The sequence below is a fragment of the Massilia timonae CCUG 45783 genome, from assembly GCF_000315425.1.
GTDB lineage: Bacteria > Pseudomonadota > Gammaproteobacteria > Burkholderiales > Burkholderiaceae_D > Telluria > Telluria timonae.
The window spans coordinates 1136769-1149480 of sequence record NZ_JH992924.1 but is presented as its reverse complement, the minus strand read 5'-3'; the positions used below and the strand labels follow the sequence as shown (position 1 = coordinate 1149480).

The following is a 12712-nucleotide window of genomic DNA, read 5'->3' as shown; positions in this document are numbered from 1 at the left end:
GGCGCTCCACGCCGATATTATGCTCGTGGGCATAGGCTTGGACAGGCAGTCCGCTGCTGCGCCAATGCGCGACATGCTCATGCCAGGTCGATGCGGAAATGCGTTGACGGGTCATGGGATCCTCGAAGTAGAAAACCTCGAGTCTGCATGTCATCGCGGCGACATTACAGGTGGTTGGGCTGCACGCTTACAAAGCTCAGGTGTCACGCAGCGTATCTTATGGATCGCCCCACTTGCCTCTCGCACAGATAGTTGAGTCTGCTCAATTTTCATCTGTGCATGTACCTGAATAATTATAAAAAATTCGCATTGGCCGGCACAATTTCCTCAACTGACGACTCAAGCTCCAAGTTCGCCCATGACTCAAGCTCGTCGCTTTCTTCACGACCTTATTCACGACAGACAGCACAATCGCATCCTGCGCTTGTCGTTCCCAAACAATGACGCACCGGCTTCCAAATTTGTAGTCAACAGAATCGTTGCCATTGAAAGTTTGTCGAGAAATTTCGAATTTACGGTCGAGTTACTGTCTGACGACGATAGCGTGGCCTTTAAGGAAGTCCAAGGCAAGCTAATCAATATTGAATTGGTGCGACGAGACGGTGGCTTGCGCTATTTTTCAGGATATATATTTACCTTCCGTCGGCATCATTCGGACGGTGGCTTTACGATATACGAAGCCACTCTCGGTCCCTGGCTGAAATTTCTCAGTCTGCGCAAGGATAGCTATCTATTTCACAACCAGACTTTGCGAGAACAGACGGAGAGCATTTTCCAGGATTATGGAACCTACGCGCAATGGGATTGGAATGTAACCGGTGATGATCCCAAGATGACTGAAGCGTGTCAATTCAACGAAACTGATTTCAATTACCTAAGTCGCCGATGGGAAGCAGCAGGGTTGTATTATTGGTACGAACATTATCCAACGGGTCATAAGCTTATCGTCAGCAGCGATTCTATGCACGCTCCCGTCCTCGACGGCGGCCCGCAAGTGCGCTTCCATAGTGAAGGTAACTCATTGGAGGAGGACGCTGTGGACCATTGGTCCCCAATACGCCGTGTGACACCCTCGACCCTTGCCCTGAACAGCTTTAATTTCAAGGATCCTCGACCGTGTAGCGTCGTTCTACCAACCTTAAATCAGCAAGGCAAGGTACCAGAAATCGAGTCCTACGAATATAGTGGAGCCTATGCTTTTAGAAATTCCCAGGACGGTGACACCCAATGTCGAATACGTTTGGAAGAAATCGAAGCAACCGCCAAGCATGTTGAAGGCGCAGGCAATAATCGCTTCTTGATGCCCGGTCGTTGGTTCCAACTGGTGGACCATTTCAAGCACAATGTCTTGCGGCATGGCAACAAGGTTGGCAACGATAACTTCTTACTCTTGTCCGTCCATCACACCGCCACTAATAACTATCTACAGCAACCTGATGAAAAGATTCAATATCGCAATCGCTTTGTCTGCACGCGCAAGAACGTTAAGTGGCGCCCCGGGCGCAACTTCAACAGCACGGATACCAAGATCGTTGGCCCCCAAACTGCCATCGTAGTCGGGCCTTCCGGCCCTGACAGCATTTATACAGACGAATACGGTCGGGTACGGGTGCAGTTTCACTGGGATCGGGCAGGCAGCAACGACGAACGCAGCTCAGCTTGGCTGCGCGTGTCCAGCTCCTGGGCCGGAGCGGAGCTAGGCGCTACAGCAATTCCGCGGGTAGGTACGGAAGTGATTGTTCAATGGCTCGACGGCTCCCCAGATCGCCCGATCATTACAGGAGCCGTTTTTAATGAACGTAACATGCCGCCATGGTCTACTCCAACACAACGAGCGCTGACCGGATTCAGGAGCCGCGAATTAGCTCCAAGTTCCGGCAATTCGCCCGTTGGACGCAGTAATCACCTCATCCTCGACGACACCAATAAAGAAATTCAAGCACAACTCAAAAGCGATCACTTACAGAGCCAGCTTTCTCTAGGATATATAAAAAGAATCGAGAATAATCGTGGCCGAACGGATGCCCGTGGTGAAGGATGGGAGCTACGGACCGATGGACACGGCGCCATACGCGCCGCTAAGGGCATGCTGGTAACAACCGAAGCCAGAATGAACGCTCGTGGTCCAATAAAAAGCATGGAAGAAGCGGTCGAGAACCTTGATGCAGCCATCAAACAACAGCAATCATTAGCGAAAAGTGCGGAAGAAAATGGGACATATGAGGCTGATGGGAATCAGTGCGAAGTAGCACACATACTTCAGGAAGAGAGCGATTCAATTCGTGGAACCAATGCTAACCCAAGCAATTCACCTGAATTGACCAAACCACATTTGATTGTTTCCAGTGCCGCCGGAATTTCCACCTCGACTACCACAGATACTCACATTTCCAGTGGCCGCCACACAGCCATAACAACGGGAAGAAGTTTCTCCTTGGCTGCCGGGGAGAATATATTTGCAAGCGTTCGCCACGCCTTCCGTTTATTCGTACAGCAGGCGGGAATAAAAATGGTGGCGGCCGCTGGAGACATCGACGTAAAAGCATTATCAAATAGTATAAAAATTCTCGCCAAACTCGAAATTAATCAATCAGCCAATCAAATCACCATTACTGCCAAGGAAGAGCTCGTAATAAATGGCGGAGGAAGTTTTGCCAAGTTCTCTGCAGGCTCAATTGAAATCGGAACGTCAGGAACCCTAATTGCCCATGCGGCGACACACAGTTTCCCCGGCCCAAAGACACTTAACGTAAGCAGCGCCCTGACAAATGCAAAGCTTGGGAACTCAATGCTGCGCGAGCAACTCTTGAGCGAGCTAGTAAAAAATACCAGTTGGGTCGAGTTTAAGCTTATCGACTCAGACGGACCTATACCGAATGAGAGATTTATTCTTACCGATCCATCGGGAAATAAGCACGTTGGCAACGTTGATAATATAGGTACAGCACGTATTGAACAGCTGCCGGCTGGACGATGCAACGTGGAGTTCCCGGAGCTCGGAGTTGCAATAGAAGTGTTAAGCGCTTGATTGCTCGATTGACGTTCTCACGATAAATCTGCGGCCATGACAAAACTAGAACGAACGTCAGAAAAACTAAAAGCGGGAGTGGGTATTCTGACGAATCAAACCACGACAATACAGTTGAACACAGCTACTGTGGAGATCCTGATTGGAGGTCCATACAAGAGCAAAAAGGGAGAAATTAACAATTACGGACACGCGGCATTGCGCGTAATTTCAGCGACCGAAGAACGGATCTACGACTTCGGGCGTTATGGCGCAACGAAAGGGCTCTTTGGTGAACAAGGTGAAGGTATTCTCCGTGTCTGGGACAAATTTGAAACATACATCTCCGGCGAAAACGCATATGGAAGAAACACCACTGGGTTCTCATATACAGTTCCCAACGAAAAAACTTTAGCCGTAAATCGATACTTTGAAAAAATGACATCCGGGGCTAAAGAAAGAGTAGCAAAACATCCGAACCAAAGAGAGTTCAAGCTCAATGAAGATTATGATGCAATCAAGAACAACTGCGCTACCATGACACTTTCCGGTGCTAAAATAGCGCTCCCCACAATTGATTCAGAAGCTCAACTTTACAATTCTGGACGGGGCATGTCAGATGTAGAGAAAACCGCGGCAAAGGCACAAAATTTCGGATGGCCTTCAAAGATTTTCATGCCGGAGGATGTGCAATCGATGCTAGAGAATAATAAGCGGACCCCTGCCAAAAAAATCACTATCTATGGAAAAGGCCGAAAATGAAGAGAGCCTTTCTTGGCATCCTTATTGCACTCTTGTCTGGATTTTTTGGCTTCATCATTTCCGCTACTGGAACTTTAAATATGACAACAAAGAACGCTTACACCACGAAAGAGCCATTATTAATCGCCGGCGAACAGAATTATTATTCCATTCTCCCTGCGGGGACCGTTCTTTACTACGATCGCGCTTGGCCCGAGGGGCATCAAACGTACCATGTATACTTTCACTTCAAAGGCGAGTTTGATTCAGAGCCAGCTGACGCAGAAATGATATCACCGCTTTGGCTTCGGACTGTCGACCCTGAGGAATTACCAAAGCTTTTAAACAATTATCCGGTAACAAATGATGAGCTTGTGAAAATCCTCAAGGCCAGGAAAGTTACGAAAGCGGAACTTGTTCAGATTTTACGTGAATGGCCAGAAGATTGATTTGACCATGGCGCCCCTGCGCCTTTAAAATAACTACCGAAAAGTTTCGAATTTATTCCAGATAAGCCATGTTCGATGCCGCCTTGCCGGGAGACTGAAAATGCCTTTAAAGATAATCGCGGTAGGCGACAAAACTGATCATGGCGGAACAGTTATAAGCGGCTCAGCTACTCACGATGTGCGAGGCCGTGCGATTGCAAGACTCGGCGATGCCGTAGACTGTCCTCAACTATATCCAAGCGGCAATCCACACGGAATTAATAAAATCATTACCGCATGCGACACATTTACTGTAAACGGTATTCCAGTTGCGCTAGAAGGTTGCGAGACTGAATGCGGTTGCAAACTGATTGGCAGTCAGCCTGCAACCGTAAGATAATTATAGTTTAGGATAGCGTATAGGCGAGATGTTCTCTATAGCTGAGGTACAGATACCGTAAAGCGATCTGTTGCTCATCCTGCCAATCAAGCCGCTTCCACCACCGGATGCGCCTGCTTCCGATACAAGAACTCCAGCACCGCCTTGCGATGCTCGGTATAGCGCGCATCCTGCGCCAGCGCGACCCGATCGCGCGGCCGCTCCAGCCCCACCTCGACGATCTCGCCGATGGTTGCCGCCGGCCCATTAGTCAGCATCACGATCCGATCCGACAGCAGCACCGCCTCATCCACATCGTGCGTCACCATCACCACGGTCGACTTGGTGGCCGCCACGATCTTGAGCAACTCATCCTGCAAATGCGCCCGCGTCAGCGCATCGAGCGCGCCGAACGGCTCATCCATCAACAACACCTTCGGCTCCATCGCCAGCGCCCGCGCGATGCCGACCCGCTGCTTCATGCCGCCCGAGATCTCGTGCGGCCGTTTGCCCTCCGCGCTCGACAGCCCCACCAGCGCCAGCGCATCCAGCGTCCGTTCGCGCAGCTGGGCGCGGGTCTCACCGGCGCCAAACACCCGCTCGACCCCGAGATGAATGTTCTCGTAACACGTCAACCACGGCAGCAGTGAATGATTCTGGAACACCACCGCCCTCTCCGGCGACGGCCCTGCGATCTCGCGATTGGCGCACAACAGCACGCCCGCCGTCGGTTTCAATAAGCCAGCAATCAGGTTCAGCAAGGTCGACTTGCCGCACCCCGAGTGCCCGATCAGCGTAATGAACTCCCCCTTGCGCACCGCCAGGTCGATCCCCTGCAACGCCTGGAACACGCCCTTCTTCGTATGAAACGCCATCTCCACGCCGGTGATGTCGATGAACCTGGTTTGAAGGTCTTCCATGATCGCGCTCCTTAATCAGTTAGCCACTTGTTCGTGCGTCAGCGCCCGCGCCAGCGCCACCAGCGCCTGCTCGAGCAGCAGGCCCACCACGCCAATCACGACGATGGCGATGATGATGTTCGCCACATTCAGGTTGTTCCACTCGTCCCACACCCAGAAGCCGATGCCCACGCCGCCGGTCAGCATCTCGGCCGCCACGATCACCAGCCACGCGGTGCCGATGGCCAGGCGCACGCCGGTCAGGATGTAGGGCAGCGCCGACGGCAGCAGGATCTTGGTCAGGATCTTCCACTCCGACAGGTTCAGCACGCGCGCCACGTTCATGTAATCCTGCGGCACGCGCTGCACGCCGACCGCCGTGTTGATGATCATCGGCCAGATCGAGCAGATGAAGATCGACCAGATCGCCGCCGGGTCGGCCGACTTGAACACCAGCAGGCCGATCGGCAGCCAGGCCAGCGGCGACACGGGTTTCAACAGGCTGATGATCGGACCGAACATGCCGCTGACGAAACGAACCCGCCCGATGATGAAACCCAGCGGAATGCCCACCAGCGCCGCCAATCCAAAACCCACCGCCACGCGCTTGAGCGAGGCCAGCACATTCCAGCCAATGCCCTGGTCGTTCGGGCTGTTGTGGTAGAACGGATCGGCGAACAGCTTCAGCGCCTCCTGGAAAGTCGCCAGCGGCGACGGGAAGGTCTCGTTGCGGGTGGCGATCAGCTGCCACACCAGCACCACGAAGGCGATGCCCACCAGTGGCGGCAGGACGGCCTTCACCGCCCTGGCGAACGGCTGCGCGCCGCGCACAACGGGCGCCGGCTTGCGGACCGGAGACGCGGCGAGAGGCACATCCGCCGCAAGCGGCAGCGTCACGACAGTCGCGCCGCCACCGGTCGATGCATGGTGTTCGGATTTCAGGATAGCGTTCATGGCATTCCCCTATTCAAACAAGATGAAAATCAGACCCTGACCTTGAACGAAGCGGCATAGGCTTTCGGGTCCTTGCCGTCCCAGACGCTGCCGTCCATCAGCTTCGAGCTGCGCATCGGGCTGGATGGCACCGGCGCCTTGGCAAGGGTCGCCGCGTCCTTGTACAGCGCGATCTGGTTGACCGCGCTGGCCACGGCCAGGTAGTCGGGGTCCTGCTTGAGCAGGCCCCAGCGGCGATGCTGGGTCATGAACCACATGCCGTCCGACAGATACGGGAAGTTGACCGCGCCGTCGTTGTAGAACTTCATGTAGTTCTGGTCGTCCCAGGTCTTGCCCAGGCCGTTCTGGTAGCGGCCCAGGATGCGCTGGTCGATCGCGTCCTTGCTGGTGTTGACGTACGATTTGGCGGCGATGACCTCGGCCATCTTGTTCTTGTTGGCCATCGAGGCGTCGATCCAGCGGCTGGCCTCGATGATCGCGGCCATCATGGCGCGGCAGGTATTCGGGTGCTTCTTCGCGAACTCCAGCGTCGAGCCCAGCACCTTTTCCGGGTGGTCGCGCCAGATGTCCTGGGTCGTGATGGCGGTGATGCCGATGCCGTCCATGATGGCGCGGTGCCCCCAGGGTTCGCCCACGCAGAAGCCGTCCATGTTCCCGACCCGCATATTGGCCACCATCTGCGGCGGCGGCACCGTGATCACCTTGGCTTCCTTCATCGGGTTGACGCCGTTGGCCGCCAGCCAGTAATACAGCCACATCGCATGGGTGCCGGTCGGGAAGGTCTGGGCGAAGGTGAAGTCGCGCTTTTCGGCGCGCATCAGCTTGGCCAGCGACTGGCCGTCGACCGCGCCCTTGTTCGCCAGCTGCTTGGAGAGCGTGATCGCCTGGCCGTTGTTGTTCAGGCCCATCAGCACCGCCATGTCCTTGCGCTGGCCCCCGATGCCCATCTGGACGCCATACAGCAAGCCGTACAGCACGTGCGCCGCGTCCAGGTCGCCGTTGGCCAGCTTGTCGCGCACGCCGGCCCACGACGCTTCCTTGCTCAGCACGAATTTGACGCCGTACTTCTTGTCAAAGCCCAGCACCGACGCCATGACCACCGACGCGCAATCGGTCAGTGGAATGAAGCCGATTCTGATCTCGGTCTTTTCGGGCTTGTCCGAACCCGCCGCCCACACGCCGCCTGTTGCCAGCCCCATCAAGCTTCCTCCCGCTACCAGACCTGCGCCATGAATGACTTTCCTGCGCGTGACATCGACTTTGCCGACGCCCGTCGTCGCTACGCTCTTCGCTTCAAGCTTCTGATTTTTCATCGCAATCCCAATGTGGTCAGGCAAAAAAAAGACGCGTACCGACATGAACGCATTCATGTTCCGGTAGACGTCATTGTCTTGTGGGTGCTGCCTTCGTTGGCGGCACACGCAGCGCTCCGTTGCGCTGATGCTGATTACGCAATCTTCATGCCAGGAAGCGCGCAGAGGGACGCGCCCAAGACTGCACCGCCAGCGCACCGTACGATGGCGCAAACGGCGCACTGCGATTGCGCATCGCATCATTTTGGACGGGCTGTTGCGTCCGCTCAGCGAAGCTGCGAATACACCCTTCAACTCGCTGGCGCGGCATGCTAGGATGGACTGTTTCTATAAGAAAACACCAGTTGTCAATCGTGCGGCCCTTGTCTATACGTGGCATGCATGTAAAATAAATAACGTCCCGAACGCAGCCCGACTTGAAGGTCTTGCTCCTGTCCCGGGTCCCGAATTCGACGCTTTGTACTGGCATCCGCATGTCACGCATTCACTGTCCGCCCTACCCCAGCCCGCGTTATCCCAACGACGTGGCGGTGCGGCCCAGTTGCCACAGTTGCCAGACAGTCCTTCTTCCTGCCCAGCGCGCCCCGCGCGCCTGAACGGCACACCATCTTCGTATTACGCCCGGCTCACGCCGGCCATTCATCATCTACTTGCCAGTCTTCATTCGAGACGGCGCTGGAGTCAACCATGAACACCGAACATACCGAACGCCACCATTCTTCCATCCATGCCGCGACCGCGGTCGACCGCAGCAACCCACAGGCGCCGAAACGCGGCATCGCCAAGGACATCGTCTCCAACGGCCGCCGCCTGCGCACCCGCATCGGCGTCATCGCCGCCGCCTGCATCGGCCTGACCGCGCTGCTGATCGCTTTCGAGTAAGCCTCGATTGGTGCGACCCGGTTGTCGGCTCGATGTCCGCTGGGCTATACTGCCCCGCATCAACGTCAATCGGGAGCGCATGCAGTTCCAGGCCGCCAGCTTTCAGCAGATGAGCGCACCCCTGCGCCGGGTGCTGGGCTGCCTGTGCGCGCTGATCCTTGCCCTGCAACTCGTGGGCGCCTCGTTCCACGACCATGACCTGTCCGAACAGCTGTCCGACTGCGTCAGCTGCCAGCTCGCTTCCCATTCCACGGCCGACCTTCCCGCGGCATCGCCACAACTGCTGGCGATCTTCCTCGTCATCGCCTACGTCCTCGCACGCCTGCCGCGCCCCGCGCCGGTCGTCCTGCGCCGCTACCTGATTCCTTCCCGCCAGGCGCCTCCGCGCCACTGATCCGCCTCCAGAACCCTTGCAGGCCGGCCCACGCCGGCTTGCGGGCGCGCATGCGCTTTCGCGCACTGCGTGCATCCCGCGCGCGCCGCCGCCGGCTTTCACGCCGCGACGCGCGTGTCGCCTGTCGCTCCCGCTTCACCACAAAGGACCACGATGACCATGAATACCCCTGCCCTGGAGGCGAACGGCGTGACCGTCGCCTACCAGTCCGCGCCCGTGCTGCGCGACCTGTCCCTGCGCGTCGCGCGCGGCGAGATCTATGCCCTCCTGGGCGGCAACGGCGCCGGCAAGTCGACCACCATGAACACCTTCCTCGGCTTCACGGCGCCCCGCTCCGGCAGCGTGCGCGTGTGCGGCATCGACGTCGCCGCCGACCCGCTGGCCGCGCGCGGCCAACTGGCCTATGTGCCCGAGAACGTGGCCTTGTACGAGCATCTGGACGCCCGCGAGAACATCGAATACTTCCTGCGCCTGGCGGGCAGCAGTTGGAGCGACGCCGGCATCGACGCGGCCCTGGACGCCGTGCGCCTGGACGCCTCGGCCTGGAAACGCCGCCTTGGCGGCTATTCGAAAGGCATGCGCCAGAAGGTCGCGATCGCGCTGGCCGTGGCGCGCCAGGTGCCGGTGCTGCTGCTGGACGAGCCCACCACCGGCCTCGATCCGCAGGCCACCAGCGAGTTCAACGCCCTGCTGCAGGGCCTGCGCGGGCGCGGCAGCGCGATCTTCATGGTCACCCACGACCTGCTGGGGGCGGCCGAGGTGGCCGACCGCATCGGCTTCCTGGAGCGCGGCCACATCAGCCATGAAGTCGCGGCCGGCGGGGACGAACGCTACGACGTGCGCGACCTGTACCGGCGCTATGCCGGAACGACGCAGGCAAAGGAACCGGCATGAGCGCCACCATCAGGCAAGCGCTGCCCGCCATCGCCCGCAGCGAATGGCGCGCCATGCTGCGCAACCGGGTGGCGGTGGCCGCCGGCATCCTCATGCTGGCGCTGACCCTGGCCGCGATCCTGGTCAGCCACGAACGCGTGCAAGCCGTCGACGCCGAGCGCGCGCGCTTTCAAGGCACGGCCGACGCACAGTGGCACAACCAGCCGGATCGTCATCCGCACCGCGTGGTGCACTACGGGCACTACGTGTTCCGTCCGCTGAGTCCCCTCGCCTTCTTCGACTTCGGCGTCGATCCGTTCACCGGCAACACGCTGTTCCTCGAAGGCCACCGCCAGAACAGCGCCAACTTCAGCGATGCGGGCCAGTCCTCGGTGCTGCTGCGCTTCGGCCAGCTCACCCCGGCCTTCGTGCTGCAGGTGCTGACGCCCCTGCTGATCGTGTTCCTGGCCTTCGGCAGCGTCGCGCGCGAGCGCGAGCGCGGCCAGCTGCGCCTGCAGATCGTGCAGGGCATCCCCGGCGCGACCCTGTTGCTCGGCAAGCTGGCCGCGCATGCCGGCGTGGCGCTGCTGCTCGGCGCTCCCGCCTTCATCGCGCTTGCCGCGATCGCGCTGCTGCATCCGGCGGCGGCGCCGCAGGCGCTGACGATGCTGCTCGGGTATGCGCTCTACCTGCTGCTGTGGGTGGTGGCGGCGGTGCTGGTGTCGGCGACGCTGCCGCGCGCGCGCGACGCGCTGCTGGCCCTGGTGGCCGGCTGGATCGTCACCGCGATCCTGCTGCCGCGCGTGATGCCCGACTTCGCCGCCGGCGACGTCGGCCGGCCGAGCCGCATCGAAACCGAAGTCGCGATCCACGAGCGGCTGGCGGCGATCGGCGACAGCCACAATCCCGACGACCCTTATTTCAACGCCTTCCGCGCGCGCACCCTGGAGAAATACGGCGTGCAGCGGGTCGAAGACCTGCCGGTGAACTATGGCGGCCTGTTGATGGCCGAAGGCGAACGCCTGACGAGCGAACTGTTCGACGAATTCATGCGCGCCGACTTCGCGCGCCAGCGCGAAGAGAACGCGATCGTGCATTCGGCCAGCCTGTTCAGCCCCGTGATCGCGCTGCGCCGCATGTCGACCGCGCTGGCCGGCACCAACCTCGACAGCCACGCGCGCTTCCTGGGCGAGGGAGAAAAATACCGCTACGCCTTCGTCCAGGCGCTCAACGGCCTGCACGCCAACGTGGTCTCGCCGCAGGGCGCGGGCGACGAACGCATCGACAAGCACCACTGGGACGACACGCCGCGCTTCGGCTATCCGCCCGCGCCCTATGCCGAGGTGGCGGCGCGCCATGCCTGGCCAGCCTTCGCCCTGCTGGGCGGCTGGTTGCTGGCCCTGCTGGGCGCTGCTTATCCCATCGCGAAACGCCTGGAAAGGAAGGCCAAATGAAAACGCTGACATTTGAACTGCGCCAGGTCGCGCATTCGCGACTGGCCGTCGGCGCCGTCGTGCTGCTGGGACTGTTGTGCGCGCTGTCGGTCTGGACCGGCCTGCAGGCCGTGAGCCAGCAGCGCGCCGCTCTCGAGCGCATCGCCGCCAGCCACGCGCAGGACCATGCCGCCATCGCCGCCAGGCAGCTCAAGGGTGGCGTGGCCGAAGCCGGCTCGGTCGGCTACTACCTGCCGCACCTGACGCTGAACCCGCCGTCGCCGCTGGCCTTCGCGGCGATCGGCCAGCGCGACCTGCAGCCGCAGGCCTTGCGCGTGCGCCTGCTCGGCCTGCACTCGCAGCTGTACGAGTCCGAGGCCATCAACCCCGAGCTGGCCATGCCGGGCCGCTTCGACTTCGCCTTCGTGCTGGTGTTCCTGGCGCCGCTGTTCGTGATCGCGCTGATGCACGACCTGGTCTCGAGCGAGCGCGAAGCCGGCCGCCTGCGGCTGCTGGCGTCGCTACCTGCCGCCGCCGACACCTGGCGCCGCCGGGTCGGCCTGCGCTATGGCCTGGTGTGGCTGGCCACCCTGCTGCCGCTGGCCTGTGGCGCGCTGGTGGCCGGCGCCGCTGTGGCGGACTTCGCGGCGATCGCGCTGGTGGCCACGCTCTATCTGGCCTTCTGGTTCGGCCTGGCGAGCTGGGTCGCGGCGCGCGCCCGCACCTCGAGCAGCAGCGCCGCGATCCTGCTGGCCTGCCTGGTCGGCTTGACGATGATCCTGCCGACCCTGGCCGACGCCGCGATCGCGCGCCTGTCGCCGGTGTCGAAAGGCGTCGAGCTGGCGCTGGCGCAGCGCCAGGCCGTGCACTCGGGCTGGGACATCCCCAAGCCAGAGACGTTTGAGAAATTCTTCCGCAGCCACCCCGAGTGGAAAGACACGCCGCCGGTCGAAGGACGCTTTCACTGGAAGTGGTATTACGCGATGCACCAGGCGGGCGACGACGCCGTCGCCGCCGACGTCGCGCAGTACCGCGCCAGCATGCAGGCGCGGGAAAGCTGGACGGCGCGCGTCGGCCTGGTGCTGGCCTCGGTGAACGTGCAGGTGCTGCTGCATCGGCTGGCCGATACCGACCTGGCGGCGCAGCTGGCCTACCAGGACCGTATCGCCGCCTATCACACGCAATTGCGGCGCTTCTTCTATCCCTACCTGTTCGAGGAGCGGGCGATGACGGAGGACGATCTGGCGCAGCTGCCGCGGTATGAGCATGTCGCGGCGCCCGGCCGCCTGCCGACAGGTCAGTTGCTGGCGCTGGGCGCGCTGGCGCTCGCGCTGGTCTCGATTGGACTACGCAAGCTGCGCATCTGACTCGTGGCGCAGACGAAAAAAAGCCAACCGTCGGGTTGGCTT

General features: G+C 59.8%; 13 protein-coding genes. 9 read left to right on the top strand and 4 right to left on the bottom strand.

Annotation, left to right across the window (positions count from 1 at the left end; translation table 11 throughout):
* On the bottom strand, positions 1-115 hold a 115-nt coding region (gene tnpA, locus HMPREF9710_RS29000), incomplete at its 3' end, for an IS66 family insertion sequence element accessory protein TnpA (protein WP_005669458.1).
* A gap of 243 nt (positions 116-358) precedes the next feature.
* Here tnpA and HMPREF9710_RS27350 point away from each other — a divergent pair.
* The 4 genes from HMPREF9710_RS27350 to HMPREF9710_RS27345 all read left to right on the top strand — a co-directional run bounded on the left by HMPREF9710_RS27350 (position 359) and on the right by HMPREF9710_RS27345 (position 4576).
* A complete protein-coding gene (locus tag HMPREF9710_RS27350; RefSeq protein WP_005669456.1) occupies positions 359-3028 on the top strand; it encodes a type VI secretion system Vgr family protein in 2670 nt (889 codons plus the stop codon).
* Positions 3029-3064: 36 nt separating this feature from the next.
* Positions 3065-3769 (top strand): hypothetical protein, encoded by a 705-nt coding sequence (locus HMPREF9710_RS28040; RefSeq protein ID WP_005669455.1) that lies wholly within the window; start codon positions 3065-3067, stop codon positions 3767-3769.
* Positions 3766-4197, top strand: a complete 432-nt coding sequence (locus tag HMPREF9710_RS28035; protein WP_157225652.1) for a hypothetical protein — start codon at positions 3766-3768, stop codon at positions 4195-4197. The genes HMPREF9710_RS28040 and HMPREF9710_RS28035 overlap by 4 nt, the downstream gene beginning before the upstream one ends.
* Before the next feature lie 100 nt (positions 4198-4297).
* Positions 4298-4576, top strand: a complete 279-nt coding sequence (locus HMPREF9710_RS27345; protein WP_081589969.1) for a PAAR domain-containing protein — start codon at positions 4298-4300, stop codon at positions 4574-4576.
* A gap of 86 nt (positions 4577-4662) precedes the next feature.
* Here the strand turns inward: HMPREF9710_RS27345 and HMPREF9710_RS20190 are convergent, their stop codons facing one another.
* From HMPREF9710_RS20190 to HMPREF9710_RS20180, 3 genes are read right to left on the bottom strand one after another with little or no spacing between them, the layout of a single operon-like run.
* Complete coding sequence (locus tag HMPREF9710_RS20190; RefSeq protein ID WP_005669454.1) at positions 4663-5475, bottom strand: ABC transporter ATP-binding protein; 813 nt, start codon at positions 5473-5475, stop codon at positions 4663-4665.
* A gap of 15 nt (positions 5476-5490) precedes the next feature.
* Positions 5491-6408 carry a nitrate ABC transporter permease gene (ntrB, locus tag HMPREF9710_RS20185; RefSeq protein ID WP_005669453.1) on the bottom strand — a complete coding sequence of 306 codons (918 nt, stop codon included), beginning with the start codon at positions 6406-6408 and terminating at the stop codon, positions 5491-5493.
* Between the two features lie 29 nt (positions 6409-6437).
* Positions 6438-7607, bottom strand: coding sequence for a CmpA/NrtA family ABC transporter substrate-binding protein (locus HMPREF9710_RS20180; protein ID WP_005669452.1), 1170 nt, complete (start codon positions 7605-7607; stop codon positions 6438-6440).
* An 801-nt stretch (positions 7608-8408) separates the two neighbouring features.
* Between HMPREF9710_RS20180 and HMPREF9710_RS20175 the strand changes: the two genes are divergently transcribed.
* From HMPREF9710_RS20175 to HMPREF9710_RS20155, 5 genes are all read left to right on the top strand, one after another.
* The gene (locus HMPREF9710_RS20175; protein WP_005669451.1) at positions 8409-8603 is read left to right on the top strand and encodes a hypothetical protein; all 195 of its coding nucleotides are present in this window, start codon (positions 8409-8411) and stop codon (positions 8601-8603) included.
* Positions 8604-8682: 79 nt separating this feature from the next.
* Complete coding sequence (locus HMPREF9710_RS20170; protein ID WP_005669449.1) at positions 8683-8997, top strand: hypothetical protein; 315 nt, start codon at positions 8683-8685, stop codon at positions 8995-8997.
* Between the two features lie 159 nt (positions 8998-9156).
* Positions 9157-9891 (top strand): ABC transporter ATP-binding protein, encoded by a 735-nt coding sequence (locus tag HMPREF9710_RS20165; protein WP_229409868.1) that lies wholly within the window; start codon positions 9157-9159, stop codon positions 9889-9891.
* Positions 9888-11324 (top strand): DUF3526 domain-containing protein, encoded by a 1437-nt coding sequence (locus HMPREF9710_RS20160; protein ID WP_005669445.1) that lies wholly within the window; start codon positions 9888-9890, stop codon positions 11322-11324. The genes HMPREF9710_RS20165 and HMPREF9710_RS20160 overlap by 4 nt, the downstream gene beginning before the upstream one ends.
* Complete coding sequence (locus HMPREF9710_RS20155) at positions 11321-12670, top strand: ABC transporter permease (protein ID WP_005669443.1); 1350 nt, start codon at positions 11321-11323, stop codon at positions 12668-12670. Before HMPREF9710_RS20160 ends, HMPREF9710_RS20155 begins: the two co-directional genes overlap by 4 nt.
* Positions 12671-12712: the final 42 nt, after the last annotated feature.

Bases quoted from the DNA above. Each gene is read 5' to 3' on its own strand.
- HMPREF9710_RS20155 (WP_005669443.1), top strand. From the start codon at position 11,321: ATGAAAACGCTGACATTTGAACTGCGCCAGGTCGCGCATTCGCGACTG.
- HMPREF9710_RS28035 (WP_157225652.1), top strand. From the start codon at position 3,766: ATGAAGAGAGCCTTTCTTGGCATCCTTATTGCACTCTTGTCTGGATTT.
- HMPREF9710_RS20175 (WP_005669451.1), top strand. From the start codon at position 8,409: ATGAACACCGAACATACCGAACGCCACCATTCTTCCATCCATGCCGCG.
- HMPREF9710_RS20190 (WP_005669454.1), bottom strand. From the start codon at position 5,475: ATGGAAGACCTTCAAACCAGGTTCATCGACATCACCGGCGTGGAGATG.
- HMPREF9710_RS20170 (WP_005669449.1), top strand. From the start codon at position 8,683: ATGCAGTTCCAGGCCGCCAGCTTTCAGCAGATGAGCGCACCCCTGCGC.
- ntrB (WP_005669453.1), bottom strand. From the start codon at position 6,408: ATGAACGCTATCCTGAAATCCGAACACCATGCATCGACCGGTGGCGGC.
- HMPREF9710_RS27345 (WP_081589969.1), top strand. From the start codon at position 4,298: ATGCCTTTAAAGATAATCGCGGTAGGCGACAAAACTGATCATGGCGGA.
- HMPREF9710_RS27350 (WP_005669456.1), top strand. From the start codon at position 359: ATGACTCAAGCTCGTCGCTTTCTTCACGACCTTATTCACGACAGACAG.
- HMPREF9710_RS20180 (WP_005669452.1), bottom strand. From the start codon at position 7,607: ATGGGGCTGGCAACAGGCGGCGTGTGGGCGGCGGGTTCGGACAAGCCC.
- HMPREF9710_RS20160 (WP_005669445.1), top strand. From the start codon at position 9,888: ATGAGCGCCACCATCAGGCAAGCGCTGCCCGCCATCGCCCGCAGCGAA.
- HMPREF9710_RS20165 (WP_229409868.1), top strand. From the start codon at position 9,157: ATGAATACCCCTGCCCTGGAGGCGAACGGCGTGACCGTCGCCTACCAG.
- HMPREF9710_RS28040 (WP_005669455.1), top strand. From the start codon at position 3,065: ATGACAAAACTAGAACGAACGTCAGAAAAACTAAAAGCGGGAGTGGGT.